This window comes from Escherichia sp. WS1368 (assembly GCF_046487485.1).
In the GTDB taxonomy this organism is placed as follows: domain Bacteria; phylum Pseudomonadota; class Gammaproteobacteria; order Enterobacterales; family Enterobacteriaceae; genus Escherichia; species Escherichia coli.
In genome coordinates, this window is record NZ_JBJQJI010000002.1 from 244,819 (window position 1) to 271,354 (window position 26,536).

The 26,536-nt window shown below is 53.5% G+C and carries 25 protein-coding genes and 1 pseudogene; 11 read left to right on the top strand and 15 right to left on the bottom strand.

Going from position 1 to position 26,536, the window contains the following annotated elements; all coding sequences use genetic code 11:
* Window positions 1-19: 19 nt before the first annotated feature.
* Window positions 20-1,957, bottom strand: coding sequence for a murein transglycosylase (sltY, locus tag ACJHYD_RS06825; RefSeq protein ID WP_000409451.1), 1,938 nt, complete (start codon window positions 1,955-1,957; stop codon window positions 20-22).
* A 210-nt stretch (window positions 1,958-2,167) separates the two neighbouring features.
* Between sltY and ettA the strand changes: the two genes are divergently transcribed.
* Window positions 2,168-3,835: an energy-dependent translational throttle protein EttA gene (gene ettA, locus ACJHYD_RS06830; protein WP_000046743.1), complete on the top strand. Its 1,668-nt coding sequence runs from the start codon at window positions 2,168-2,170 to the stop codon at window positions 3,833-3,835.
* Window positions 3,836-3,989: 154 nt separating this feature from the next.
* Here the strand turns inward: ettA and ACJHYD_RS06835 are convergent, their stop codons facing one another.
* Window positions 3,990-4,877: a LysR substrate-binding domain-containing protein gene (locus ACJHYD_RS06835; RefSeq protein WP_000566334.1), complete on the bottom strand. Its 888-nt coding sequence runs from the start codon at window positions 4,875-4,877 to the stop codon at window positions 3,990-3,992.
* Between the two features lie 133 nt (window positions 4,878-5,010).
* Between ACJHYD_RS06835 and ACJHYD_RS06840 the strand changes: the two genes are divergently transcribed.
* The 5 genes and pseudogenes from ACJHYD_RS06840 to ACJHYD_RS06860 all read left to right on the top strand — a co-directional run.
* Window positions 5,011-6,021, top strand: a complete 1,011-nt coding sequence (locus ACJHYD_RS06840; protein ID WP_410228818.1) for an aldo/keto reductase — start codon at window positions 5,011-5,013, stop codon at window positions 6,019-6,021.
* A gap of 19 nt (window positions 6,022-6,040) precedes the next feature.
* Window positions 6,041-6,838 carry an SDR family NAD(P)-dependent oxidoreductase gene (locus ACJHYD_RS06845; RefSeq protein ID WP_001550574.1) on the top strand — a complete coding sequence of 266 codons (798 nt, stop codon included), beginning with the start codon at window positions 6,041-6,043 and terminating at the stop codon, window positions 6,836-6,838.
* 25 nt (window positions 6,839-6,863) lie between these two features.
* A complete protein-coding gene (locus ACJHYD_RS06850; protein WP_001140838.1) occupies window positions 6,864-7,280 on the top strand; it encodes an SRPBCC family protein in 417 nt (138 codons plus the stop codon).
* Window positions 7,281-7,437: 157 nt separating this feature from the next.
* The gene (locus ACJHYD_RS06855) at window positions 7,438-7,650 is read left to right on the top strand and encodes a DUF1471 domain-containing protein (protein WP_000848792.1); all 213 of its coding nucleotides are present in this window, start codon (window positions 7,438-7,440) and stop codon (window positions 7,648-7,650) included.
* A gap of 72 nt (window positions 7,651-7,722) precedes the next feature.
* Window positions 7,723-7,839, top strand: a pseudogene (locus ACJHYD_RS06860) (hypothetical protein); the annotation flags it as partial.
* A 270-nt stretch (window positions 7,840-8,109) separates the two neighbouring features.
* On the opposite strand, the gene nadR reads toward ACJHYD_RS06860, so the two are convergent.
* From nadR to serB, 3 genes are read right to left on the bottom strand one after another with little or no spacing between them, the layout of a single operon-like run.
* Entirely contained in the window at window positions 8,110-9,342 is a 1,233-nt protein-coding gene (gene nadR, locus ACJHYD_RS06865; RefSeq protein ID WP_000093813.1) for a multifunctional transcriptional regulator/nicotinamide-nucleotide adenylyltransferase/ribosylnicotinamide kinase NadR, read from the bottom strand.
* Between the two features lie 20 nt (window positions 9,343-9,362).
* Entirely contained in the window at window positions 9,363-10,745 is a 1,383-nt protein-coding gene (radA, locus tag ACJHYD_RS06870; RefSeq protein ID WP_001029698.1) for a DNA repair protein RadA, read from the bottom strand.
* 48 nt (window positions 10,746-10,793) lie between these two features.
* A complete protein-coding gene (gene serB / locus ACJHYD_RS06875) occupies window positions 10,794-11,762 on the bottom strand; it encodes a phosphoserine phosphatase (RefSeq protein WP_001132956.1) in 969 nt (322 codons plus the stop codon).
* A 105-nt stretch (window positions 11,763-11,867) separates the two neighbouring features.
* Here serB and ACJHYD_RS06880 point away from each other — a divergent pair, with 105 nt between their 5' ends.
* From ACJHYD_RS06880 to ACJHYD_RS06890, 3 genes are read left to right on the top strand one after another with little or no spacing between them, the layout of a single operon-like run.
* Window positions 11,868-12,512: a YtjB family periplasmic protein gene (locus ACJHYD_RS06880; RefSeq protein WP_001550573.1), complete on the top strand. Its 645-nt coding sequence runs from the start codon at window positions 11,868-11,870 to the stop codon at window positions 12,510-12,512.
* 27 nt (window positions 12,513-12,539) lie between these two features.
* Entirely contained in the window at window positions 12,540-13,556 is a 1,017-nt protein-coding gene (gene lplA, locus ACJHYD_RS06885; protein ID WP_001550572.1) for a lipoate--protein ligase LplA, read from the top strand.
* A 31-nt stretch (window positions 13,557-13,587) separates the two neighbouring features.
* The gene (locus tag ACJHYD_RS06890) at window positions 13,588-13,851 is read left to right on the top strand and encodes a helix-turn-helix domain-containing protein (protein WP_000566139.1); all 264 of its coding nucleotides are present in this window, start codon (window positions 13,588-13,590) and stop codon (window positions 13,849-13,851) included.
* 160 nt (window positions 13,852-14,011) lie between these two features.
* Here ACJHYD_RS06890 and deoD read toward each other — a convergent pair whose 3' ends face one another.
* The 4 genes from deoD to deoC form a co-directional block, all read right to left on the bottom strand.
* Complete coding sequence (gene deoD, locus ACJHYD_RS06895; protein WP_000224877.1) at window positions 14,012-14,731, bottom strand: purine-nucleoside phosphorylase; 720 nt, start codon at window positions 14,729-14,731, stop codon at window positions 14,012-14,014.
* Window positions 14,732-14,787: 56 nt separating this feature from the next.
* Window positions 14,788-16,011 carry a phosphopentomutase gene (gene deoB / locus ACJHYD_RS06900; protein ID WP_000816471.1) on the bottom strand — a complete coding sequence of 408 codons (1,224 nt, stop codon included), beginning with the start codon at window positions 16,009-16,011 and terminating at the stop codon, window positions 14,788-14,790.
* Between the two features lie 51 nt (window positions 16,012-16,062).
* Complete coding sequence (gene deoA, locus ACJHYD_RS06905) at window positions 16,063-17,385, bottom strand: thymidine phosphorylase (RefSeq protein ID WP_000477829.1); 1,323 nt, start codon at window positions 17,383-17,385, stop codon at window positions 16,063-16,065.
* Window positions 17,386-17,462: 77 nt separating this feature from the next.
* Window positions 17,463-18,242, bottom strand: coding sequence for a deoxyribose-phosphate aldolase (gene deoC, locus ACJHYD_RS06910; protein ID WP_001550571.1), 780 nt, complete (start codon window positions 18,240-18,242; stop codon window positions 17,463-17,465).
* Between the two features lie 257 nt (window positions 18,243-18,499).
* On the opposite strand from deoC, the gene ACJHYD_RS06915 reads away from it, so the two are divergent.
* Both ACJHYD_RS06915 and ACJHYD_RS06920 read left to right on the top strand, forming a co-directional pair.
* Window positions 18,500-20,050: a YjjI family glycine radical enzyme gene (locus tag ACJHYD_RS06915; RefSeq protein ID WP_001550570.1), complete on the top strand. Its 1,551-nt coding sequence runs from the start codon at window positions 18,500-18,502 to the stop codon at window positions 20,048-20,050.
* Window positions 20,022-20,885, top strand: a complete 864-nt coding sequence (locus ACJHYD_RS06920; protein WP_001550569.1) for a YjjW family glycine radical enzyme activase — start codon at window positions 20,022-20,024, stop codon at window positions 20,883-20,885. Before ACJHYD_RS06915 ends, ACJHYD_RS06920 begins: the two co-directional genes overlap by 29 nt.
* Window positions 20,886-20,918: 33 nt before the next feature.
* On the opposite strand, the gene ACJHYD_RS06925 is transcribed toward ACJHYD_RS06920, so the two are convergent.
* The 6 genes from ACJHYD_RS06925 to yjjG all read right to left on the bottom strand — a co-directional run bounded on the left by ACJHYD_RS06925 (window position 20,919) and on the right by yjjG (window position 26,533).
* On the bottom strand, window positions 20,919-21,698 hold the full coding sequence (locus ACJHYD_RS06925; RefSeq protein WP_001550568.1) for a metal-dependent hydrolase: 780 nt from the start codon (window positions 21,696-21,698) through the stop codon (window positions 20,919-20,921).
* Window positions 21,695-22,768, bottom strand: coding sequence for a patatin family protein (locus ACJHYD_RS06930; protein ID WP_001550567.1), 1,074 nt, complete (start codon window positions 22,766-22,768; stop codon window positions 21,695-21,697). Before ACJHYD_RS06930 ends, ACJHYD_RS06925 begins: the two co-directional genes overlap by 4 nt.
* A 121-nt stretch (window positions 22,769-22,889) precedes the next feature.
* Window positions 22,890-23,051 (bottom strand): DUF1328 domain-containing protein, encoded by a 162-nt coding sequence (locus ACJHYD_RS06935; RefSeq protein WP_000490275.1) that lies wholly within the window; start codon window positions 23,049-23,051, stop codon window positions 22,890-22,892.
* A gap of 126 nt (window positions 23,052-23,177) precedes the next feature.
* Window positions 23,178-23,783: a molecular chaperone OsmY gene (gene osmY / locus ACJHYD_RS06940; RefSeq protein ID WP_001295748.1), complete on the bottom strand. Its 606-nt coding sequence runs from the start codon at window positions 23,781-23,783 to the stop codon at window positions 23,178-23,180.
* A gap of 392 nt (window positions 23,784-24,175) precedes the next feature.
* The gene (gene prfC / locus ACJHYD_RS06945) at window positions 24,176-25,765 is read right to left on the bottom strand and encodes a peptide chain release factor 3 (protein ID WP_000175940.1); all 1,590 of its coding nucleotides are present in this window, start codon (window positions 25,763-25,765) and stop codon (window positions 24,176-24,178) included.
* Window positions 25,766-25,855: 90 nt separating this feature from the next.
* Complete coding sequence (yjjG, locus tag ACJHYD_RS06950; RefSeq protein ID WP_000870712.1) at window positions 25,856-26,533, bottom strand: pyrimidine 5'-nucleotidase; 678 nt, start codon at window positions 26,531-26,533, stop codon at window positions 25,856-25,858.
* Between the last annotated feature and the right edge of the window lie 3 nt (window positions 26,534-26,536).

Below are 26,536 nucleotides of genomic sequence, written 5' to 3' on the forward strand. Positions count from 1 at the left end.
CATATCATAAACGTGCGGATCAGTAACGACGTCCCCATTCCGTGGCGCTCATCAATGTCGGTTTATCCCCCATGAAATAGCGGTAGTAAGCGTCATAAGCCAGCACGTTCTTCACATAACCGCGCGTCTCGGAGAACGGAATACTCTCGACAAATGCCACTGCGTCGATACGCCCGGCGCTGTTGCCAAGCCAGGTTCGCACCCGCCCCGGTCCGGCGTTATAAGCTGCTGAGGAGAAAATACGGTTATTACCAAACTGCTGATAAACATATTGCAGGTAACTGGTGCCAATGTTGATGTTCGTTTCCGGATCCAGCAATTGTCCTGGGCTGCTATAACCAGGAATAGAGAACATCTTCACCGTATGGGTCGCCGTGCCCGGCATAATCTGCATCAGGCCGCTGGCCCCTACCGGCGATTTCACTTTCGGATTCCAGGCACTCTCCTGACGGGCAATCGCCATCGCATAGCTTTGCGGGATCTCCTTCCCACTGGTGTAACGTTTGAAAAGATCGTTGTAGGCCAGCGGGAATCGTTCTTCCAGATGATCCCAAAGCTTCCCGGCGATCGTTGCCTGAACGCTAAGATCCCACCATTGGTTATTGAAAGCATACCGAGCCAGTTGCGCCTGCTCTGTTTTTGACTTGCTCTTCACCAGATTGGCCCACTCGCTACGCGCGGTGTTATCGAGATTCCAGTACATCAACTCGCGCACGCGCGCCATTTCCGGCCCCTGAGTCAGGGCGCTGTCAACATTCTGCGGCGCTTTATCAATCTTCAGCTCATACTCTTCTCCGATGCGTTGTGCTGCAACCATCGGGTAGAAACCACGCTGTTGCATGAGTTGATGCAAAATCTCTTTTGCTTCAGCTTCACGTCCGCGTTCCAGCAGTAAATCCGCCTGCCAGTAACGCCATTCATCTTTCTCTTTCGCCTCCATCGGCAAACGCGCCAGCCAGGTATTCAGGCCGCGACGATCGCCGGTGCCAAGCGCCATTCGCACACGGCGTTCAATTAACGACGTGGATTGCGAGCGCATAATGGCGTCATCGCGCCATTTCGCCTGCTCGTCGGTGACATCGTTGCCCATCAAACGCCAGGCGACGATATCGCGCAGCTCCTGAATCTGATCTTCATTAAGCTGCTGCGCCTGGGCAAGCGATGGGATCATCAGCCGTGCATTCTCAGCATCCTGCCGCGCCACACTGGCAAACGCCACCGCCGCCATTTGACGGGTAAAATCGGTCGCTCCGGTTGTACGCGCGAAGGTCAGTACCGTATTAGGGTTGTTCGCCAGTGAAATGATTGCCGAGGCGATAGTCTGGTAATCGGCAGGCATCTGCCCTGCCAGCACTGTTACCAGTCCAGTGTTACCCGCTTTCATCGCCAAACGGATACGCTCTAAATACGCCAGCGGATCTTGTTTACCTGACGCACGCCAGACGCTAAATAACTTGTCACAGGCGTTAGGCTGGCTCTTGCCGGTTAGCCACAGCTCTTTCGCCCCTTGCCAGGCTTCTTCACTCTGCCCGGTATTCCATTTCGCATAGTAGTAATTACATTGCGCTTCGGTAGTTCCGGGCTTTTCCGGGCTAAAGGCTAACAAGCCACGCCAGTCTTCACGCCGCGCCAGTTCATTGACGAAACGAGATTGCAGCGTGCGAGCGGGAGGAAGCGTGGGGTTAGCGCGAACAAAGTTAGTGACCGTCACCGCCGGTTGATTCATCAGGTCATCGGTGATCTGACGGTATTCCAGGTAGGGATAAAGCGGATAATCCTTCAGTCCAGGCATCATTTGTTCGACCACATCCATTTGTCGATTATCCCAGGCCTGCTTGATTTGGGCGTAGCGGCTACGCTGCTCATCCAGTGAGTCGGCTCGCGCCACGCTGCTGACCGTCAGCAGACAGACACCGGCAGCCAACAGCCGCCAGGTAACTTGTTTGGCTTTTTCCACAAGCGCATCCTCTAAGTGTAAATACATCAATGCAGCGTCATGCCGCGTAATAGATTTATGCTAACCAGTCATTGCCGTTTACGCCACGTTACGGACACTTTTTTACTTTTACTGCGAGGGTGATCGACCGGCTGGGATTAGGCGGGGAAAAAGGCTACACTTCGCCTTTGAAAACTCATCATCACGATAAACATAGAGGCGAAGTCCAACGTGGCTCAATTCGTTTATACCATGCATCGTGTCGGCAAAGTTGTTCCGCCGAAACGTCATATTTTGAAAAACATCTCTCTGAGTTTCTTCCCTGGGGCAAAAATTGGTGTCCTGGGTCTGAACGGCGCGGGTAAGTCCACCCTGCTGCGCATTATGGCGGGCATTGATAAAGACATCGAAGGCGAAGCGCGTCCGCAACCGGATATCAAGATTGGTTATCTGCCGCAGGAACCGCAGCTGAACCCGGAACACACCGTGCGTGAGTCCATTGAAGAAGCGGTTTCTGAAGTGGTTAACGCCCTGAAACGCCTGGATGAAGTGTATGCGCTGTACGCCGATCCGGATGCCGATTTTGACAAGCTGGCCGCTGAACAAGGCCGTCTGGAAGAGATCATTCAGGCTCACGACGGTCACAACCTGAACGTTCAGCTGGAGCGTGCGGCGGATGCGCTGCGTCTGCCGGACTGGGACGCGAAAATCGCTAACCTCTCCGGTGGTGAGCGTCGTCGCGTGGCGTTGTGCCGCCTGCTGCTGGAAAAACCAGACATGCTGCTGCTCGACGAACCGACGAACCACCTGGATGCCGAATCCGTGGCGTGGCTGGAACGCTTCCTGCACGACTTCGAAGGCACTGTTGTGGCGATTACCCACGACCGTTACTTCCTCGATAACGTGGCGGGCTGGATCCTCGAACTGGACCGTGGTGAAGGTATTCCGTGGGAAGGTAACTACTCCTCCTGGCTGGAGCAGAAAGATCAACGTCTGGCGCAGGAAGCTTCACAAGAAGCTGCGCGTCGTAAGTCGATTGAGAAAGAGCTGGAGTGGGTACGTCAGGGGACTAAAGGCCGTCAGTCGAAAGGTAAAGCACGTCTGGCGCGTTTTGAAGAGCTGAACAGCACCGAATATCAGAAACGTAACGAAACCAACGAACTGTTTATTCCACCGGGACCGCGTCTTGGCGATAAAGTGCTGGAAGTCAACAACCTGCGTAAATCCTATGGCGATCGTCTGCTGATTGATGACCTGAGCTTCTCGATCCCGAAAGGAGCGATCGTCGGGATCATCGGTCCGAACGGTGCGGGTAAATCGACCCTGTTCCGTATGATCTCCGGTCAGGAACAGCCGGACAGCGGCACCATCACTTTAGGTGAAACGGTGAAACTAGCATCGGTTGATCAGTTCCGTGACTCAATGGATAACAGCAAAACCGTTTGGGAAGAAGTTTCCGGCGGGCTGGATATCATGAAGATCGGCAACACCGAGATGCCAAGCCGTGCCTACGTTGGCCGCTTTAACTTTAAAGGGGTTGATCAGGGTAAACGCGTTGGTGAACTCTCCGGCGGTGAGCGCGGTCGTCTGCATCTGGCGAAGCTGCTGCAAGTTGGCGGCAACATGCTGCTGCTCGACGAACCGACCAACGACCTGGATATCGAAACCCTGCGTGCGCTGGAAAACGCCCTGCTGGAGTTCCCGGGCTGCGCGATGGTTATCTCGCACGACCGTTGGTTCCTCGACCGTATCGCCACGCACATCCTGGACTACCAGGATGAAGGTAAAGTTGAGTTCTTCGAAGGTAACTTTACCGAGTACGAAGAGTACAAGAAACGCACGCTGGGCGCAGACGCGCTGGAGCCGAAGCGTATCAAGTACAAGCGTATTGCGAAGTAATGCGTAAAATGCCGGATGCGACGCGCCAGCATCGCATCCGGTATTAGTTAAATGATTAGTCCCCGGAAAAGGCAGAATTTTCTTTAAGCGTATTAGCTCAGATGCGGACTGACATCTCAAATTAAGCGGGAACTCATGGTTCCCGCTTAACGTTTTATTCACCGCGCAAAATCTGGCGGAAATGGGAAACCAGCGGACGTTGGTTGGCTTTATGCCAGGCTGCCCATAATTGCGTTGAATAATTCATCCACGGCAATTCACGTAATACCACCCCTTCCGGCGCATTATGACGCAGACTATGTTGAATTAAGGCCAGACCTAATCCCGCAGCGACCAAACCTAATGCCGTGAGGGGTTCACCCGCTTCCAGGCGAATATCAGGATTAAACCCGGCGTTAACACAGGCGGCGACAAAATGATCGCGAGAATGCGCATCGTCGTTATGAATCACCGCAATCCACTGCTCATCGCCAAGTTGTGACGCGACAAGGTTTTCCTCCTGCGCCAGAGGATGATTTTGCGGTAAGGCCAACAACATTCGATCATCCAGAACCTGAATATATTCCAGATCCTGCTCGCTGTCGGTGGGCGGCGTATCGACCAGAGAAAAATCGAGACTGCGCTGGCGCAGGCCTTCAATCTGGGTCGCCGGTGGTTGGCTGTAAAGAGCGATATGCACATTCGGACGCGATACACGTAACGTACGTAACGCCGTAGAAAGTACACCGGAATGCATGGCGTTTTCGATATAGCCAATACACAAGCCCCCATCTTCCCCCCGTCCCAGGCGTTTGCCTAACGACTCCAGGCGGTTGGCGTGTGTCAGCAACGAACGTGTTTCGGCAAGGAATGTCTGTCCATCAGCGGTCAGGCGAATGCGCTGCTGATTACGCTCAAACAGCGTCAGCCCCAGCCGTTCTTCCAGTTGTGCAATCTGGCGGCTCAGCGGTGATTGCGAGATATGTAATCGCTCGGCTGCGCGTCCCACGTGCTCTTCTTCTGCGACCACCACGAAGTACTTCAGTTGGCGTAAATCAATCATGTTAGACCTCAAAGGACTTAAGTCAGACGAATTATGTCCTATCAAGTCACAACCTCGCAAGGTATTGTGATCCACGTCACAGGGCGATAGCAAAAAAACGCCCTAACCCAAACCGAATAATTGAGGACATCTTATGAGCATCAAAAATTTACTTCCCGGCAAAATTGGCTTAGGCGGCGCACCACTCGGCAACATGTTCCGTGCCATTCCGGAAGAAGAGGCCCACGCCACCGTGAGCGAAGCCTGGAACCTGGGCGTGCGTTACTTTGATACCGCGCCGCTGTACGGCTCTGGCCTTTCTGAAATCCGCATGGGCGAAGCGCTGTCTCAGTATCCACGTGATGAATACGTTCTGAGTAGCAAAGTCGGTCGCATCATGCTGGACGAAATGGAAGATCCGGCAAAACGGGATTTCGGTGAAAAAGGTGGCCTGTTCGAACACGGCCTGAAAAACAAAATTCTGAATGACTACTCTGCTGACGCCACGCTGCGCTCGATTGAAGACAGCCTGAAACGCCTGAAAACAGACCGTCTGGACATTGTCTGGATCCACGACCCGGCGCAGGACTTCTACGGTGACAGCTGGCTGGAGCAGTTCAACATTGCCCGTACCGGTGCGTTTCGTGCACTGACACGTTTGCGTGACGAAGGTGTGATTAAAGCCTGGGGACTGGGTGTGAACCGCGTCGAACCTTGCGAACTGACGCTGGCGCTGGACGAACCGAAGCCGGATGCGTTCCTGCTGGCGGGGCGTCATTCCCTGCTGGATCACGAACGTGCGCTGCAACGCCTGATGCCAGAAGCACTGGAACAGAACGTGGATATTGTTGTGGGCGGTCCGTACAGCTCTGGTGTACTGGCAGGCGGCGAGCACTTTGAATATCAGAAAGCCTCTGCGGCCATCCAGCAGAAAGTGGCGCAAATTAACGCCATTGCCACACGTTTCAATGTGAACGTTAAAGCAGCTGCGCTGCAGTTCGCGCTGGCAAACCCGGCCGTTGCAGCGGTTATTCCTGGCTCCAGCCGTCCTGGCCGTATGGCAGAAGATCTGGCTGCACTGAATGCGCCTGTTCCGGCTGAATTCTGGGCAGAAATGCGCCGTCAAAATCTGGTTGCGGAAAACGCTCCGCTGCCGACCCGTTAATCAACCTGGTGAGAAAACGATGAAACTGGATCTGACAGGTAAAGTCGCGGTGGTCAGCGGCTCAACCTCCGGCATTGGGCAGGGTATCGCCGCCGGACTGGCAAAAGCAGGCGCAACGGTGGTTGTCGTCGGCCGTAAACAGCGCGGCGTTGATGACGCCATGGCAGCGATTGCGACACAAACTCCCACGGCGTCACTGCGTGGCGTGGTGGCCGATCTCAGCACCGAAGACGGCGTGGCTGCGCTGATCGCTGCAGTCCCAACGGCTGATGTGCTGGTCAATAATCTGGGCATTTTCAACGATAAAGATTTCTTTAGCGTTCCGGATGATGAGTGGATGCACTTCTATAACGTCAACGTCCTCTCCGGCGTTCGTCTGGCGCGTCACTATGCGCCAGGCATGACGGAACAGGGCTGGGGGCGGATTATCTTTGTCTCGTCCGAATCCGGCGTGGCAATTCCTGGCGACATGATCAACTACGGCGTCACCAAAGCTGCGAATCTGGCGGTCTCTCATGGTCTGGCGAAACGACTGGCGGGGACCGGTGTGACCGTCAACGCCATTCTGCCAGGGCCAACCTTTACCGATGGCCTGAAAGAGATGCTGGCGGATGCCGCTGCACAATCGGGACGCAGTGCGCGTGAACAGGCCGATGAGTTTGTTAAAACCTCGCGTCCGAGCTCCATCATCCAGCGTGCGGCGGATGTGGAAGAAGTAGCGAATCTGGCGGTTTATCTCGCGTCACCGCTTTCCTCGGCAACCACAGGGGCAGCCCTGCGCGTCGATGGCGGTGTCGTCGACACCCTGACTATGTAACCCTATAAATTAAGAGAAAATTATCATGGCTAAAACAACTGTATCGATCGAAATTCCGGCTTCTGCCGACGCCGTATGGCAATTGATGGGCGGCTTTGATGCGCTGCCAGACTGGCTGCCGTTCATCCCGAAAAGCGTAGTGACAGAAGGCGGTCGCGTTCGTTCGCTGACAACCTCTGACGGCGGCACTGTGGTTGAACGTCTGGAAGCGTTTGATAACCGTCAACGCAGTTATACCTATTCCATTATTCAGGCACCGTTCCCGGTGGTGGATTACCTCTCCACCATTACCGTTCATGAAACCGCCGACAGCCAGGTTTCCCGTGTGGAATGGTTCGGTGAATTCACCCCGGTGAATGTGACGAACGAAGAGGCCGAAGCGCTGTTTACCGGCATCTATCGGGATGGTCTCAAGGCGCTGAAGGACAACTTTGTTGCCTGATGCGATCGACAGGCGTCGGAACGTCCGGCGTCTGATTATTAACAAAATCAGAATAGTCTATTGTCATTTGTATCATTTATGTTATCAGGCAGCAGGCGTATTCTCTCCCCATCGCGTTAATAAACGCCAAACAATTAAGACACTCTGGAATATAAACATGAAAACGATCATCGCAATTTTTACAGCTTCTCTTTTCTCTGTCGCGGCGTTTAACGCATCGGCGCAAAGCGTGACAGCAACCGGTACAACACTGGATTCTGCGGAAGCAGTTATTGCGCAGAAAGCGAAAGAGATGAACGCCTCTGAATATAAAATTACCAGCGCTCGCATGGGCAATACCGTCACCATGAGTGCCGAACTGTATAAATAATCGCGCGAGGGACCCATTACGTAATTTGCTAAATATGCGCTGAATGCGTTGCCATTAATAAACCGTATTGTAATGCCACCGATGACGCGTTCCCGCGCGGGTGACGTTGCGACTGACATAATGGCGGACTATTACGCGCAGCGCGCCAGTGCAGGACTTATCATCAGCGAAGGTACGCAAATCAGCAGAAGCGCTGCGCATAATTTTCCACGGCACGCTGATTTACTCCGGTAAATACACCAAAGCGCGCGCCGAAGCAGACTGTCAGATTTGATTGCATTCTGGCTACGCAACCGGTCGGTTGGAGTATGAAGTTGCTCACGAATAGCCTTAGCATCCGCAATTTCGTAGCGGGTCACCCGTACAGGTTCTTTCTAATCTCGACAGTCTCTTCCAGAGAGGTTTTCAACTCATCAAAAAACTTATTTTATACCTCGCCTTTGAGCCGTTTCGTCACGGTTATCTCTGCTCCCCCATCATCTCCCGCACTAGCTCCACGCAGCGCAGGAAACGGCTGTCATAATCGTCCTCTTCAACCCGCACGAATTCGATATTGTTCTCTTCCAGCATCTCCACCAGCAAGTTCTGGAACTCTTTGCGATCCACCGAACTACCGAGGCTGCGTAAACCATCCGCCACCCACGGGGTGTTGTTCTCCAGCAAGATAACCAGATCAAAACGGTATTCATCGATCAGCGCCTGCACGAACGGATGCTCCCGCCCTTCGTACTTTTTGCAGAACGCCTGGGTAGTGACAAAATCAGTGTCAATAAACGCCACTTTATTGGCATATTTCACTGCAAAATCAATATATTGAGCGTGTCCCAGCGCGATTTTATCGTAGTCAGAATACTGCAATGCGATCTCATCACCGCCGAGGTGTGAAAAGACATAATCGCGACCATATTCCCACGCACTGGTGGTATTGAAGATATTGGCAAGTTTGTTTACCAGGGTGGATTTACCGCTCGACTCGCCGCCAAGGATCGCCACGGTACGCACAAAGAACGGCTTCACTTCGGTGGGAATATATTCCCAGTAGCGGAACGGGTTTTCGCGGATCTGCGCACCGCTGATACTCATAAAGGTACGCTTCGGATCGACCAGCACCGTCTCGATCCCCAGATGTTCCATATACTGTGGCGCATCGGCTTCTTCCGAGGTGTAGATCAGGTCCGGCTGGATCCCCTTTTCAGCCATAAACTTTTTGATGCCGTTGCTCCACACATCCCAGCCGTGCGGATATGGCTCCATGCCCTCTTCGTTGAAAGCATGAATACGGATATTTTTCTGATATTTAAAGGTTTGCAATAACCAGCGCAGACGATCCGGCACGGTGGGCTGCTGCGACATGGCGCTGTCTTCAAACAACGCGCGGTCGCGGGTATCGTCAAAACCCATAATGATATGCAGCTCGTCAACCTGGCTACAGGCGCGCTGGATAAGGTAGATATGTCCGGTATGCAGCGGGTAGAACTTACCGAATACGACACCAATGGTTTTCTTCTGCCGGGGAAATTCAAGCCCCAAAAAACGGTGCAACGCCTCCAGCTTTTGCGCGCTGGGGCTTTTAATTTTGGCATTCAGTAACTGGCTTAAATACCCTTTGGTCATACCGCTGGCATCAGCTACCTGCTGTAGCGTGCAGCCCTGTTGCTTGATGGCAGTTTTCAGGTAATCAAATGACGACATATCTCCCTCCGTATCTCTCATTATAAGTCGTCGAACACGCTAAGCGCGTCGGAGAGTTTTTTAACGCCAAAAATCTGCATCCCTTCCGGCGCTTTTTTCGGCACATTAGCCGCCGGAACAATCGCCCGGCGAAAACCGTGTTTCGCCGCTTCAGAGATTCGTTCCTGGCCGCTGGGCACCGGGCGGATCTCCCCTGCCAGCCCGACTTCACCAAACACCACCAGATCCTGTGGCAGCGGTCTGTCGCGCAGGCTGGAAACCATCGCCAGCAGTAACGCTAAGTCGGCGCTGGTTTCCGTCACCTTCACGCCGCCGACCACGTTAACAAATACATCCTGATCGGCCATTTGCAACCCACCGTGACGGTGCAGCACCGCCAGCAGGATTGCCAGACGGTTTTGCTCCAGCCCTACTGCGACGCGGCGTGGATTCGCCATCATCGAGTGATCGACCAGCGCCTGGATCTCCACCAGCAGCGGACGCGTTCCTTCCCACACTACCATCACTGAGCTACCGGAGGTCACTTCATCACCGCGGCTTAAAAAGATGGCAGAAGGGTTGCTGACTTCACGCAGCCCCTGTTCGGTCATCGCGAAGACGCCCAGCTCATTCACCGCGCCGAAGCGGTTTTTATGGCTGCGTAAGGTGCGAAAACGGGAGTCGGCATCGCCATCCAGAAGCACCGAACAGTCGATACAGTGTTCCAGCACTTTAGGGCCAGCCAGCGAGCCATCTTTGGTTACGTGCCCAACCATGACAATCGCCACGCCGCGCGTTTTGGCGAAGCGCGTCAGATAAGCCGCCGTTTCACGCACCTGCGCCACACTGCCAGGCGATGACTGAACATCCGCCATATGCATCACCTGGATGGAGTCAATTACCATCAGCTTCGGTTGCTCTTCTTCGGCAATCAGGCAGATCTGCTCGATGCTGGTTTCCGACAACATATTGAGATTGTCGGTCGGCAGGCCAAGGCGATGAGCGCGCATTGCCACCTGTTGCAGCGACTCTTCGCCAGTGACATACAGCGTTTTCATCTGCTGGGCCAGTTTGCACAGCGTTTGCAATAGCAATGTGGATTTCCCGGCACCTGGGTTACCGCCAATCAGAATGGCACTTCCCGGCACCACGCCACCGCCTAGTACGCGGTCGAACTCTTTAAATCCGGTGGAAAAACGCGGCAGCTCTTCAAGGCTGATATCGGAGAGTTTCTGGACTTTTGCCACCCCGGCGCTACCGGCATAGCCACTGAGACGCTCGTTACGCGCCACCGTTGGCGACGCTGCAAGACGCACCTCGGTGATGGTGTTCCAGGCATGACAGGCGCTGCACTGCCCCTGCCAGCGCGGATAATCGGCCCCGCATTCATTACAAACAAAGGCGCGTTTTGGAGCTTTTGCCACGGTGTACCTCGTTAATGCTGTGCCGCCCGCAGGATGACGGGCGAGCAATTACTTCTGATTCAGGCTGCCAGAGAGGATGCAGAATACCCCCATCAGGTCAGCGTGACGGATGGTGACTTCCGTCTTTTCATTCACTTTTGGCTTGGCATGGTAGGCAATCCCCAGCCCTGCCGCTTTGATCATCGGCAGGTCATTGGCTCCATCACCAATCGCCACGGTCTGCGCCAGCGGGATTTCATACTCCTGCGCGAGGCGAGTCAGAGTTTTCGCTTTGTACTGCGCGTCAACGATGTCGCCGATCACATTGCCGGTAAATTTACCATCCATGATCTCCAGTTCATTGGCTACCACGGCTGTCAGGCGCAGCTTGTCGCGCAGATATTCAGCAAAGAAAGTAAAGCCGCCGGAAGCAATCGCCACTTTCCAGCCCAGCGTTTCCAGCTTGAGCACCAGTTGCGTTAAGCCTGGCATCAGCGGCAGATTTTCACGCACCTGTTGCAGAATATTGGCATCAGCGCCTTTCAGCGTCGCCACGCGGCTGCGCAGGCTGGCGGTAAAATCGAGTTCGCCGCGCATCGCCCGTTCGGTTACCTCCGCCACCATCTCGCCCGTTCCGGCCAGTTTGGCAATTTCATCAATACATTCAATCTGGATGGCGGTGGAATCCATGTCCATCACCAGCAAACCCGGCGTGCGCAGGTGCGGGATTTTCCCCAGCGGCGCGACATCCAGCTGCGCTTCGTGGGCCAGGCGCGTAGCCCGCGCGGTGAGTGAACCTGCCAGACGAATCACCTGATAATCTTCCACGCACCAGGCGGCAACAATCACCATCGCCGCGCCCAGTTTGCTCTGGTATTGGGTCAGACGCTGTTTATCCAGCCCACGACCATACAGCAGCCAGCCGCTACGACCTGCGTGGTAATCCAGTGGCATCACTTCATCACCACTTAATGAAAGAGGCAGACCCGGCCATAAAGAGACATCTTCAGGCAGGTCGCACCAGGTAATGTTAGGCATTAAGGCTCCTGTAAAATCGTTCGAAGCAGGGAAAATAACGCATGAGGCTACCTTGTATCCATTGCTTCTGGCAACATTAAGTCTCAAATTTTCAAAGGGTGGAAGATGGCTCGCACAAAACTGAAATTCCGGCTGCATCGGGCAGTGATTGTCCTGTTCTGTCTTGCCTTGTTAGTGGCGCTGATGCAGGGAGCGTCATGGTTTAGTCAAAACCACCAGCGACAGCGTAATCCACAGCTGGAAGAACTGGCCCGCACCCTGGCGCGTCAGGTGACGCTGAACGTTGCACCGCTGATGCGTAACGACTCACCGGATGAAAAACGCATTCAGGCGATCCTCGATCAGTTAACGGATGAAAGCCGCATCCTCGACGCGGGCGTGTATGACGAACAAGGCGATCTTATCGCCCGTTCTGGCGAAAGCGTCGAAGTGCGCGACCGGTTGGCGCTCGACGGCAAAAAAGCGGGCGGCTATTTTAACCAGCAGATTGTCGAACCTATTGCCGGGAAAAACGGACCGCTCGGCTATCTGCGCCTGACGCTCGACACCCATACGCTCGCCACCGAAGCCCAACAGGTGGATAACACCACTAACATTTTACGCCTGATGTTGCTGCTCTCACTGGCAATCGGCGTAGTACTGACCCGCACGCTGCTACAGGGTAAACGCACCCGCTGGCAGCAATCGCCCTTCCTGTTAACCGCCAGCAAACCGGTGCCGGAAGAGGAAGAAAGCGAGAAAAAAGAGTGACCCATTACTACAAGAAAGGAAATCGTTATGTCCACATTACGCCTGCTCATCTCTGACTCTTACGACCCGTGGTTTAACCTGGCGGTGGAGGAGTGTATTTTTCGCCAGATGCCCGCCACGCAGCGCGTTCTGTTTCTCTGGCGCAATGCCGACACGGTAGTGATTGGTCGCGCACAGAACCCGTGGAAAGAGTGTAATACCCGGCGGATGGAAGAAGATAACGTCCGCCTGGCGCGGCGCAGTAGCGGTGGCGGCGCGGTGTTCCACGATCTCGGCAATACCTGTTTTACCTTTATGGCTGGCAAGCCGGAGTACGATAAAACCATCTCCACGTCGATTGTGCTCAATGCACTGAACGCGCTCGGCGTCAGCGCCGAAGCGTCCGGACGTAACGATCTGGTGGTGAAAACCGCCGAAGGCGACCGCAAAGTCTCAGGCTCGGCCTATCGCGAAACCAAAGATCGTGGCTTCCACCACGGCACCTTGCTGCTCAATGCCGACCTTAGCCGCCTGGCAAACTATCTCAATCCGGATAAAAAGAAACTGGCGGCGAAAGGCATTACGTCGGTACGTTCCCGCGTGACCAACCTCACCGAATTGCTGCCGGAAATTACCCATGAGCAGGTTTGCGAGGCCATAACCGAGGCCTTTTTCGCCCATTATGGCGAGCGCGTGGAAGCGGAAATCATCTCCCCGGACAAAACGCCAGACCTGCCGAACTTCGCCGAAACCTTTGCCCGCCAGAGTAGCTGGGAATGGAACTTCGGTCAGGCTCCGGCATTCTCGCATCTGCTGGATGAACGCTTTACCTGGGGCGGTGTGGAACTGCATTTCGACGTTGAAAAAGGCCATATCACCCGCGCCCAGGTGTTTACCGACAGCCTCAACCCCGCGCCGCTGGAAGCCCTCGCCGGGCGACTGCAAGGCTGCCTGTACCGCGCAGATATGCTGCAACAGGAGTGCGAAGCGCTGTTGGTTGACTTCCCGGAACAGGAAAAAGAGCTACGGGAGTTATCGGCATGGATGGCTGGGGCGGTAAGGTAACTCGCTGATTAAAATATCCAGGGAAGGAAATATGATCGATCTGGAAAACCAGGAACGGGAGATTATCAATTTAATGTTCAGCCAGGGTATATCCTGGATAACTGCCGTGCGTATCAGGCATAAACTATCACTTGCTGAAGTAAGTAAAATGTTAGGTATCTCCATTAATTCTCTAAAACAGATCGAAAAGACGGAACGGCTTAGTTCAAACATCAAAAGCAAAATGGCAGGAATTTATGGTTGTCCACCAGAGTTGCTGATATGCCCTTCCTGGATGACGGCTGAACATAAATGAATAGATTCGTGAATAGATACTTGAATGTATTTTATTTTCTATCCATATGAAAAATAATAGTAAATCTATAAATCAGTTGCTATTGATGAATAGATACTAAAAAGCCGGAGCAGTCTCCCGCTCCGGCTTCACAAGGCAATCGCCTTTCAGCGAAACACAATTACTCTTTATCGCCCAGCAGAACGGATTCCAGTGCGATTTTGATCATGTCGTTGAAGGTGGTCTGACGCTCAGCGGCAGTGGTCTGCTCGTGAGTACGGATGTGGTCAGACACGGTGCAGATGGTCAGGGCTTTCGCGCCAAATTCTGCAGCGACGCCGTAGATACCAGCCGCTTCCATTTCCACGCCGAGGATGCCGTATTTTTCCATCACGTCGAACATTTCGCCGTCCGGAGAGTAGAACAGGTCAGCGGAGAACAGGTTACCAACGCGAGCATCAATGCCCAGTGCTTTAGCTGCATCTACTGCGTTACGCACCATGTCAAAGTCAGCGATAGCGGCAAAGTCATGGTCTTTAAAACGGATGCGGTTAACTTTGGAATCGGTGCAGGCACCCATACCGATAACGACGTCGCGCAGTTTTACGTGTGGCAGAACAGCGCCACAGGAGCCTACGCGGATAATTTTCTTCACGCCGAAATCGGTGATCAGTTCTTTGGTGTAGATGGAGCAGGACGGGATACCCATACCGTGACCCATTACGGAAATTTTGCGGCCTTTGTAAGTACCGGTGAAGCCCAGCATACCGCGAACGTTGTTCACTTCACGGGCATCTTCAAGGAAAGTTTCAGCAATATACTTCGCACGCAGCGGGTCGCCTGGCATCAAAACTACGTCAGCGAAATCGCCCATTTCTGCATTAATGTGTGGGGTAGCCATTGTTTTATCCTTTTTGTGACATAACAAAGGCGGAGTCAACGCTCCGCCCAAATCCATCAGAACATGGCTTTGCCATATTCCATATCAGAAGTACCAAAATATTTTGCCAGAGTCTGGCCGATATCCGCGAAGGTTTCACGGTGACCCAGTGAGCCCGGTTTTACTTTCGGGCCGTAAACCAGTACCGGAATGTGTTCACGCGTGTGGTCAGTACCGGTCCAGGTCGGATCACAGCCGTGGTCAGCGGTGAGGATCAGGATGTCGTCATCGCGCAGCAGAGACATCAGCTCCGGCAGACGGCGGTCGAACAGTTCCAGACCCGCAGCATAACCGGCGACGTCGCGACGGTGGCCCCAGGAAGAGTCGAAGTCAACGAAGTTGGTGAAGACGATGGTGTTATCACCCGCTTCTTTCATCTCTTTGATGGTGGCGTCAAACAGCGCGTCCAGGCCAGTCGCTTTCACTTTTTTGGTGATACCGCAGTTGGCGTAGATGTCTGCAATTTTACCGACAGAAACCACCTGGCCGTGTTTTTCATCAACCAGTTTCTGCAGCACGGTCGGTGCTGGCGGTTCAACGGCCAGGTCGTGACGGTTACCGGTACGCTGGAAGTTACCGGCTTTGTCGCCGATAAACGGACGAGCGATAACACGACCGATGTTGTAGCCGCCGTTGGTCAGCTCTTCACGGGCGATTTCGCACAGTTCGTAGAGTTTATCCAGACCGAAAGTTTCTTCATGGCAGGCAATCTGGAACACGGAGTCAGCGGAGGTATAGAAAATCGGCTTGCCGGTTTTCATGTGCTCTTCGCCCAGCTGATCCAGAATGACCGTACCGGAAGAGTGGCAGTTACCGAGGTAACCCGGCAGATTAGCGCGTTCGACCAGTTTATCCAGCAGCTCTTGCGGGAAGCTGTTTTCGTGATCGGAGAAGTATCCCCACTCAAACAGAACCGGCACACCGGCGATTTCCCAGTGACCAGACGGGGTATCTTTACCGGATGACATTTCGTGCGCCCATGCGTACGCGCCGATAACTTCAGCGTTGCCGTCCATTCCCGCCGGAATGAAACCGGTAGAACCTTCGTGTGCTTTCGCCAGCCCCAGACGGGTCAGATTTGGCAGATTGAGCGGGCCCTTACGACCGTTATCAGCTTCGCCTTTGGCACAAGCTTCTGCGATATGACCCAGGGTGTCAGCCCCGACGTCACCAAAGCGTTCTGCATCTTCTGTAGCGCCGATGCCGAATGAGTCCAGCACCATAATAAATGCACGTTTCATATGTTCTCCGTACTCAGTGCTTCAAATTTAAATGATCAGATCAGTATACCGTTATTCACTGATACGACGATAGACAGTTGGTGTGCTTTCCGGTGCTTTATCGGCAAGTTTAATTGCCGCTTTCACCGCTTTAGCCGCTTCCTGCCAGCTGTTTTCGTCTTTCGCGTGGATAACCGCCAGCGGACGCTGACCGTCTACCTGGTCGCCCAGACGCGCCATATCAGTAAAGCCGACGCTGTAATCGATGGTGTCAGATGCCTGACGGCGTCCGCCGCCCATTGCAACCACTGCCATCCCCAGCGCACGGGTATCCATTTCACTGACAAAACCTTCGGTATCAGCATAGACTGCTTTCGTCAGCATCGCTGTCGGCAGATACTTCGCGTAGTTCTCAACGAAGTCGGTCGGGCCTTTTTGTGCCGCCACCATACGGCCAAAGACTTCTGCCGCTTTACCGTTGTCCAGCACCGCCTGCAATTTCGCGCGCGCTTCGGCGTCATCTTTCGCCAGTTTGCCGGAGGTAAGCATCTCCACGCACAGCGCCATCGTGACATCAAACAGACGCGGGTTACGATACTCACCCGTCAGGAACTGCACCGCTTCACGAACTTCAACCGCGTTACCTGCACTGGAGGCCAGTACCTGATTCATATCGGTGAGCAGCGCGGTGGTGCGCACGCCAGCGCCGTTAGCCACGCCAACAATCGCTTCGGCAAGGGCTTCAGAGAGTTCGTAGGTCGGCATAAACGCGCCGCTACCCACTTTCACGTCCATCACCAGCGCGTCCAGACCTTCCGCCAGTTTCTTCGCCAGAATAGAGGCGGTGATCAGCGGGATGGAGTCCACGGTTGCGGTAATATCACGGGTCGCGTAGAAACGTTTATCCGCCGGAGCCAGTGAGCTGGTCTGGCCGATAATCGCCACGCCGACGTCTTTAATAATTTCGCGGAAACGGTTGTCATCCGGGAAAATGTCGAAGCCAGGGATGGATTCCAGTTTGTCGAGCGTACCGCCAGTATGACCGAGGCCGCGACCGGAGATCATCGGAATATAGCCGCCGCAGGCTGCGACCATCGGCCCCAACATCAGCGAAGTCACATCGCCGACGCCACCGGTGGAGTGTTTATCAACAATTGGGCCATTCAGATGCAGGCTTTTCCAGTCGAGAACGGTTCCTGAATCTCGCATCGCCATGGTCAGCGAGACACGCTCAGGCATTGTCATATCGTGGAAGAAAATGGTCATCGCGAGAGCGGCAATCTGCCCTTCGGAGATAGTGTTGTCGCGAATACCGTTGATAAAGAAACGAATTTCTTCATCGCTCAGCGCATGACCATCACGTTTTTTACGAATAATTTCTTGTGCGAGAAACAAGGTAACCTCCCGTGGAAAAGAGACGAGGTAATCGGGGAACCGGATGAGCATCGCTGCGTCATCCGGCAAATCAAGCCTTAGTAGCTGCTGGCGCTCTTACCGTCGCCGTGGCCCAGAGCCTTCAGCAGGCTTGCCAGCAGGCTGGAAGCGCCAAAGCGGTAGTGACGCGCATCGGCCCAATCAGCGCCGAACAGTTCATCGGCGATGGCGAGATATTTCTGCGCATCTTCCGCAGTACGCACGCCGCCCGCCGGTTTGAAACCAACGGTTTTTTCTACGCCCATATCACGGATCACTTCCATCATGATGCGCGCGCTTTCCGGCGTCGCGTTCACTGCCACTTTACCGGTAGAGGTTTTGATGAAGTCAGCACCCGCTTTGATGGAGATTTCAGACGCTTTACGGATCAGCGCTTCGTCTTTCAGTTCGCCGGTTTCGATGATCACTTTCAGCAGTACATTCGCTGCCGCACAAGCATCTTTACAGGCTTTCACCAGGTCAAAACCAACCTGCTCGTTACCTGCCATCAGCGCACGGTACGGGAACACTACGTCAACTTCATCGGCACCGTAGGCGATTGCCGCACGGGTTTCTGCCAGCGCGATGTCGATGTCGTCGTTACCGTGTGGGAAGTTGGTTACCGTAGCGATACGGATTTCCGGGGTACCCTGCTCTTTCAGCGTTTTGCGAGCAATTGGGATAAAGCGAGGATAGATACAGATAGCGGCGGTATTGCCGACCGGAGTTTTGGCCTGATGACACAGAGCAATTACTTTCTCGTCGGTGTCGTCGTCATTCAGGGTGGTCAGGTCCATCAATTTCAGTGCACGCAGGCTGCTTGCTTTCAGATCAGTCATTTCATTCTCCTGGCTTGTCGCCAATAAAATTCACCTTGCGAGTTTGTTAGTATTCTAACATCTACTCCGCAACACACTTCGATATACATCACAATTAAGGAAATCTACTTACAAGTTTGCATCACTGTAATGCGATCTGGTTCAAATAATTCACTTTCAAATGAATGCGTCAGTGGTGGCAAACGCATCAGGATCAAAGTGAACATCACGAAACTTCTTACAATGGCGCATCACCTTCGGCATAAAAGGAAAAGAAGATGCCCACTTCTCATGAGATTGCACTGCAACAACGTTGCCAGCAAATTGTCACCAGTCCGGTACTTAGCCCGGAGCAGAAGCGCCATTTTCTGGCGCTGGAAGCAGAAAACAATCTGCCTTATCCGCAGCTTCCTGCCGAAGCCCGCCGCGCGCTGGATGAGGGTGTAATCTGCGATATGTTTGAAGGTCATGCGCCGTACAAACCGCGCTATGTCTTACCCGATTACGCCCGTTTTCTGGCGAACGGTTCCGAATGGCTGGAGCTGGAAGGCGCGAAAGATCTTGATGATGCACTCTCTCTGCTGACCATTCTTTACCACCACGTACCGTCGGTCACATCGATGCCGGTCTACCTGGGGCAACTGGATGCGTTGTTGCAACCGTATGTTAGAATTCTAACACAAGACGAGATCGATATTCGAATAAAACGTTTCTGGCGTTACCTCGACAGAACCCTGCCAGACGCCTTTATGCACGCCAATATCGGCCCGTCTGATTCGCCCATCACCCGTGCAATCTTACGTGCAGATGCAGAGCTGAAGCAGGTTTCACCGAACCTGACCTTTATCTACGATCCTGAAATCACCCCTGATGACCTGCTGCAGGAAGTGGCGAAGAACATCTGTGAATGTAGCAAACCGCACATCGCCAACGGTCCGGTGCATGATAAAATTTTCACAAAAGGGGGCTACGGGATTGTGAGCTGTTACAACTCACTGCCGCTGGCGGGTGGTGGCAGCACGCTGGTACGCCTTAACCTGAAAGCCATTGCCGAGCGCAGCGAATCGCTGGATGACTTCTTTGCGCGCACTCTACCGCACTACTGCCAGCAGCAGATCGCCATCATCGATGCGCGGTGTGAATTCCTCTATCAACAATCACACTTCTTTGAGAATAGCTTCCTGGTGAAAGAAGGGCTGATTAACCCTGAACGTTTTGTGCCAATGTTTGGCATGTATGGGCTGGCGGAAGCGGTTAACTTGCTGTGTGAGAAAGAAGGGATTGCCGCGCGCTACGGTAAAGAAGCCGCCGCAAATGAAGTGGGTTATCGCATCAGCGCGCAACTGGCGGAGTTTGTCGCCAATACCCCCGTGAAATATGGCTGGCAAAAACGCGCCATGTTACACGCACAGTCAGGGATAAGTTCCGATATCGGCACCACGCCGGGCGCACGTTTGCCGTATGGTGATGAGCCAGATCCGATCACCCATCTGCAAACCGTCGCCCCGCATCATGCTTATTATTATTCCGGCATCAGCGACATTCTGACGCTCGACGAAACCATCAAACGTAATCCGCAGGCGCTGGTACAGCTTTGCCTCGGTGCCTTTAAAGCCGGAATGCGTGAATTTACCGCCAATGTCAGCGGTAACGATCTGGTTCGCGTTACCGGTTATATGGTGCGTTTGTCGGATTTAGAAAAATATCGCGCCGAAGGTTCACGTACCAACACCACCTGGCTGGGCGAAGAGGCCGCACGTAACACTCGTATTCTGGAACGCCAGCCGCGCGTGATAAGCCATGAACAGCAGATGCGCTTTAGTCAGTAAGATTATCCCCTTCTCCTGCGTTGACGGGCCAGGCAGTCGTCTGGCTCTGTTTTTGCAGGGCTGCAATCTGCGCTGCAAAAACTGTCACAATCCGTGGACGATGGGACGTTGCAATGACTGCGGGGAGTGCGTGCCACAGTGTCCGCATCAGGCGTTGCAGATTGTTGACGGCAAAGTGGTGTGGAACGCTGTGGTCTGCGAGCAATGTGATACCTGCCTGAAGATGTGTCCGCAACATGCCACGCCAATGGCGCAGTCCATGAGCGTGGATGAGGTGCTTAGCCATATCCGCAAAGCAGTGCTGTTTATCGAAGGGATAACGGTAAGCGGCGGCGAAGCCACGACCCAGCTACCGTTTGTGGTGGCGCTGTTTACTGCTATCAAAAATGATCCGCAACTGTGCCATCTCACCTGTCTGGTGGACAGTAACGGTATGTTGAGCGAAACCGGCTGGGAAAAATTGCTCCCGGTGTGCGACGGCGCGATGCTCGATCTCAAAGCGTGGGGGAGCGAATGTCATCAACAGTTAACCGGACGCGATAATCAGCAGATTAAGCGCAGCATCTATTTGCTGGCAGAGCGCGGCAAGCTGGCGGAACTGCGTTTGCTGGTAATCCCTGGCCAGGTGGATTATTTGCAACACATCGAAGAACTGGCGGCGTTTATCAAGGTACTTGGCGATGTTCCGGTACGCCTGAACGCGTTTCATGCCCACGGCGTGTATGGCGAAGCGCAAAGCTGGCCGAGCGCCACACCGGAAGATGTTGAGCAGTTGGCTGATGCGTTAAAGGTGCGCGGGGTGAGCCGGTTGATATTTCCGGCGCTGTATTTGTGACATGCCGGATGTGGCGTAAACGCCTTGTCCGGCCTACGGCACGTTAAACAACGTATACGTGTTATTAAGCAACACTTCGGCAATTTCATCCGCGGGTTCCGGGCGTAACTCGCAAAGCACGGCAAACACCCGCGCGGCCTGTTCCGGGCGATTAGGCTTCCCCTGAAAGCCGTTGAGCGGCATATCCGGCGCGTCGGTTTCCAGCAACAACGATGCCAGCGGTAGTTTTGCGATGACATCGCGGGTTTTACTGGCGCGTGGATAGGTGATAGTGCCGCCTACGCCAATTTTGTAGCCCAGCTGTACAAACCGTTCAGCCTGTTGCAGGCTGCCGGAAAAACCGTGAACCACGCCAGTACGCGGCAAATCGTGGCGTTTAAGATGCATCGCGAGTTTGTCGTGCGTGCGCCGTGAATGAAGGATCACCGGCAGATCGTAGCGTTTCGCCAGTTTCAGTTGTTCGTCGAGTAACCACTGCTGCCTCTCAAATTGCGGATCGTCGCCGAAGAGATCCAGACCGATCTCCCCCACCGCCACCACCTTCGCCGGACGCCTTTCCAGCGCCTGCTGTAGCTGATCAAGAGACACATCGCTATGTTTTTCCAACATACCAGGATGCAAGCCCAATGCGGCATACAGCGGTTGATATTTTTCCGCTAACGCCTGCACGCGGGCAAAATTTTCCGCCTCTGTCGCCGGAACAATGATCTTGCCTACGCCCGCTTGTGCCGCGCGTTGCAGGCTGGCCTCTTCATCGCCACTAAACGGCGGGAAATCAAAATGGCAGTGGGTGTCGATAAAACGGCAAATCAAGCCAGATCCTCATTGTTAAATGTCGGGTCGTTCGCCTGCGGAGCATCGCTCACTTCGGCAACCAGCGTATCGTTGGCGACTGGCGCAGGCGGAATGACAATCGATTCCGGCGTCACCACTGGCACCAGATGGCGGGTTAGCGGCGCTTTTTCAGTTAATAGCTTGCCAACCGTTGCCAGGAAATAACGACCGCATAAACGCCCAAGTTTATAGTCTTCACGCAGCGCCGGAATCCGACTGCCAAGCGCGATACTATGCAATGGCTTCGGCGGATAAATTTCGAATATCCGCAGTTTGCCCGGTGGTTTCTCAATAAATTGCTGAATATCACAATAGCTGGTTTCATGATGCTGCACCAGATTGACCAGCGGCTGCAGGCTACTGTCACCCAGCCAGCGTTCCATGCGTTTGAACCACTGCGGCGTGTAGTACATTTGCGACGGCACGGTGCGGATGACGACCAAGGTTTTTGCTCCCTGCCTTGCCGCCTCTTTAACCGGAATCGCATCACTGATCCCGCCATCCAGGTAGTTAATGCCTTCCAGCGACACTCCGCTACGATAAAAGCCAGGTATCGCACTGGAGGCGCGAATCACATCCAGCCAGTTTTGTTTGGTTGGTAAAAAGTAATTCGGCGCATAGTCATCCTGACGACAGGCGCACATATAAAACGATTTGCCGCTGTCAAACAACCGCGCGGCGGTATCCATTTGCAACGGCATCTGGCTTGCAGTGGCCTCCACCAGCCAGTCGAGATCGATAAGATTTCCTCCACGGACAAAGCGCAATGGATCGAAAAATTCGCGTTTTGTGGTATAGCGCATGATGACTTTGCGCGCGTAACCGGGCTGATTGCAGATATACGCCGAGAGGTTCTGCGCCCCGGCAGATGTGCCGAGATAAAGATCGAAAGGATTAAACTGCGCGCGCATAAACTCATCCAGCACGCCAGCCGTGAAAATTCCACGCTGTCCGCCGCCTTCGCACACCAGAGCTATTCGTCCAGGCTGGAACGGCCTTAGCGACAACGGCGCAATATTACCAAGCGTTACAGGTATTCGCTGCCCCACCTCTGCCTTCCTGTTTTTGTTGTGAAAGAATGACAAAGTAACGCAATTTATTATTCGCTAAAACCGCAAAAGCCAGTCCGCTGGACTGGCTTTGGATAAAATTTTCTTAATGGTCTGAAATCTAGGGTCGTTTTCGGCCCATGAACAAACTCACCAGGAACAGAATAATCCCGACGACAAAGACTATTTTAGCTGCGCCTGCAGCGGTACCGGCCAGACCACCAAACCCAAGTGCGGCGGCGATTAACGCGATAACCAGAAATATGATGCCCCAACGAAACATAAGCGTCTCCTTTACCATAGTTAATGTCACCGCTTGATATGAGCGTGAAAATCACTCAATGCGATATTTTTAGTGTGGTGCACATCGCGCCTCCCGACAAAGTTCGGGAGGACGAATTACGACGAATTACTTAGTTTTCAGATCATTTTTAACGCTTTTCACACCATCTACCGCTTTGGCGATACTTTCAGCACGGTCGCTCTGTGCCTGGGAATCGACGGTACCGGAGAGCTGAACCACGCCGTCGGTGGTTTCAACTTTCACATGACGGGAAGGGACGATATCGTCCGCCAGCAGTTTGGCTTTGATTTCACTGGTGGTGGCGGTGTCACCCGCGTAGCCCTTCACCGAGCCTTCTTTAGCGTCGCGAACGTGCAGTTTGTCGCTGACAGAGGTCACCCCTTCAACGCCTTTCGCCACTTTCACTGCCTCTTCGGCCTGAGCCTGGCTTTCAACGAAACCGCTCAGGGTCACGACTTTTTGATCGGTTTTGACAGAGATATCGGTGCTCTTAATGTTGTCATGATCCACCAGCGCCGCCTTCACTTTCGCGGTGATGGCGCTGTCATCCATGAAATTACCGACTTTATTCATAGAGCTATCGACTTTTTGCCCTGCGCTTTCATTGGTAGTCTGCGCGTTGTTTTCCGCGTAGGCAGAGCCGGTCGCGACGGCAGAGGTCAACATTACAGCCAGCAGAGTTTTCGAAATCTTCAGTCTTGTCATAGTCATCGATTTATTCCTGTATGTTTGCTCGTAATTTGAGCCTGGCAACACGAGGTTGCATTGCTGAATAGGGAGAGACTTCACCCTCTACAGAAGTCAATGGTCGCCATCACAAAAGCGATGGGTGATGAATAACGACCATTACAGCCTCTGAATCAGTTATTAATATCGGTAGAATGACAATCGACGGCTTTAGATACTGATATCTACGCATTGAACGGTATTTAACGCCGTCAGAAATGTCATTACTTTGTTAAATATAGATCACAATTTTGAAACCGCTCGGGATATCAGCGAAAACATAAGCAAAAGTGAATGTTTTAAGAACATTCCGTAAGCGGCTAATAAGGAAGGGAAATTGACAGGGCGCAGCGGCTACCGCGCCCTGGAGGCAAGAATTAATGCTCGCGGGTCTGGTGGAACTGAACGTCCGGATAACGTTCCTGCGCCAGACGCAGGTTGACCATGCTGGTAGCGATGTAAGCGAGGTTATCGCCGCCATCAAGCGCCAGTTGGCTTTCGTTCTTACGCTTGAACTCTTCGAATTTCTTCGCGTCCGCACATTCTACCCAGCGTGCAGTGGCAACGTTGACTGACTCATACACTGCTTCAACGTTGTATTCGCTCTTCAGGCGCGCTACCACCACATCAAACTGCAGCACACCAACTGCACCAACGATCAGGTCGTTGTTGGAGATCGGACGGAACACCTGCACTGCGCCCTCTTCGGAAAGCTGTACCAGCCCTTTGAGCAGCTGTTTTTGCTTCAGTGGATCTTTCAGGCGGATACGACGGAACAGTTCTGGTGCGAAGTTCGGAATACCGGTGAACTTCATCATCTCACCCTGGGTAAAGGTGTCGCCGATCTGAATGGTGCCGTGGTTGTGCAGGCCGAGGATGTCTCCCGGATACGCTTCTTCAACGTGCGAACGGTCGCCCGCCATAAAGGTCAGCGCGTCGGAGATCACCACATCTTTCGCGGTGCGCACCTGGCGCAGTTTCATGCCTTTTTCATATTTACCGGATACCACGCGCATAAACGCCACGCGGTCGCGGTGTTTCGGGTCCATGTTGGCCTGAATTTTAAATACGAAGCCGGTAAATTTGTCTTCGCTCGCTTCTACGGTACGGGTATCAGTCTGACGCGGCATCGGCGCAGGTGCCCACTCCACCAGACCATCCAGCATATGATCGACGCCGAAGTTACCCAGCGCAGTACCAAAGAATACCGGAGTGATTTCGCCCGCAAGGAACAATTCTTTGTCGAACTCGTTAGACGCGCCTTTCACCAGCTCCAGTTCATCACGCAGCTGCTGCGCCAGATCTTCACCAACCGCAGCGTCGAGATCCGGGTTATTCAGCCCTTTAACAATACGGACTTCCTGAATGGTGTGGCCTTTACCGCTCTGATAAAGATAGGTTTCATCTTTATAAAGGTGGTAAACGCCTTTAAACAGCTTGCCGCAGCCAATCGGCCAGGTGATCGGTGCGCAGCCGATTTTCAGCTCGTTCTCAACTTCATCGAGCAGTTCCATCGGGTCGCGGATATCACGGTCAAGTTTGTTCATAAAGGTGAGGATCGGCGTATCGCGCAGACGGGTAACTTCCATCAGCTTGCGGGTACGATCTTCAACACCTTTTGCGGCGTCGATAACCATCAGGCAGCAGTCCACCGCCGTCAGGGTACGATAGGTATCTTCCGAGAAGTCTTCGTGCCCCGGGGTGTCGAGCAGGTTAACCAGGCAATCGTGATACGGAAACTGCATCACAGACGTAGTAATGGAGATCCCACGCTGCTTTTCCATCTCCATCCAGTCCGACTTAGCGTGCTGGTTGGAACCACGGCCTTTTACTGTACCGGCGGTCTGAATGGCCTGTCCGAACAGCAGCACCTTCTCGGTGATGGTAGTCTTACCGGCGTCTGGGTGAGAAATAATGGCAAAAGTGCGGCGCTTCGCCACCTCTTGCAAATAAGGAGACAACGTCATAATTCTTTCTTCTTGAGTAAGCGGCATCGCGCCGCGCTTGTTGAAAACGAAAAATTGCGGCTATTTTACCCATCAACGGGGGGGAGGCAATCAGTGTTTACACAGGAGCTGCTCCAGTTCGTGCAACGAAGAAACGGTCCAGGTAGGCGCGATGCCTTCTGGTTGCTCGCGATTGTGCGCATTCAGCCAGCAGGTCGCAAGCCCGGCGTTGATGCCACCGAGAATATCGGACTCGGCAGTGTCGCCAACCATCAGCACGCGTGAACGGTCAGGATTGCCCGCCTGTTCCAGCGCATAATCGAAAATTTTCTTATTCGGTTTGGCAACGCCAACTTCTTCGGAAATCACCAGCAAATCGAAATAATCACGCAGGCCCGTGCGTTCCAGACGCACTTGCTGCAAGGCGCTAAAGCCGTTGGTGATGATGCCAATTTTAGCGTTGCCACGAATGGCGTTAAGCAGAGAAACCGCGCCCGGCAGCGGCGTACAGATTTCCGCCATCGCATTAATAAAGGCTTCGTTGAGTTTACCCGGCTCGACGTTCAGCCGTTCGGCCCAGCTCTCAAACCGCCCGTGCTGAAGCTGTAATGAAGTGATCGCGCCGTTTTGATAATCCACCCACAGTGGCTTGTTAACGGCCTGATAGTCCTGAAAATCTTCAGCGGTAAAGGTGACGCTGTAATCAAGAAACATCCGCTGCAGGCCGGTGAATGAGTCAAAGGTAAACAGCGTTTCATCGGCATCAAAGAAAATCCAGTCCCACTTCATTAT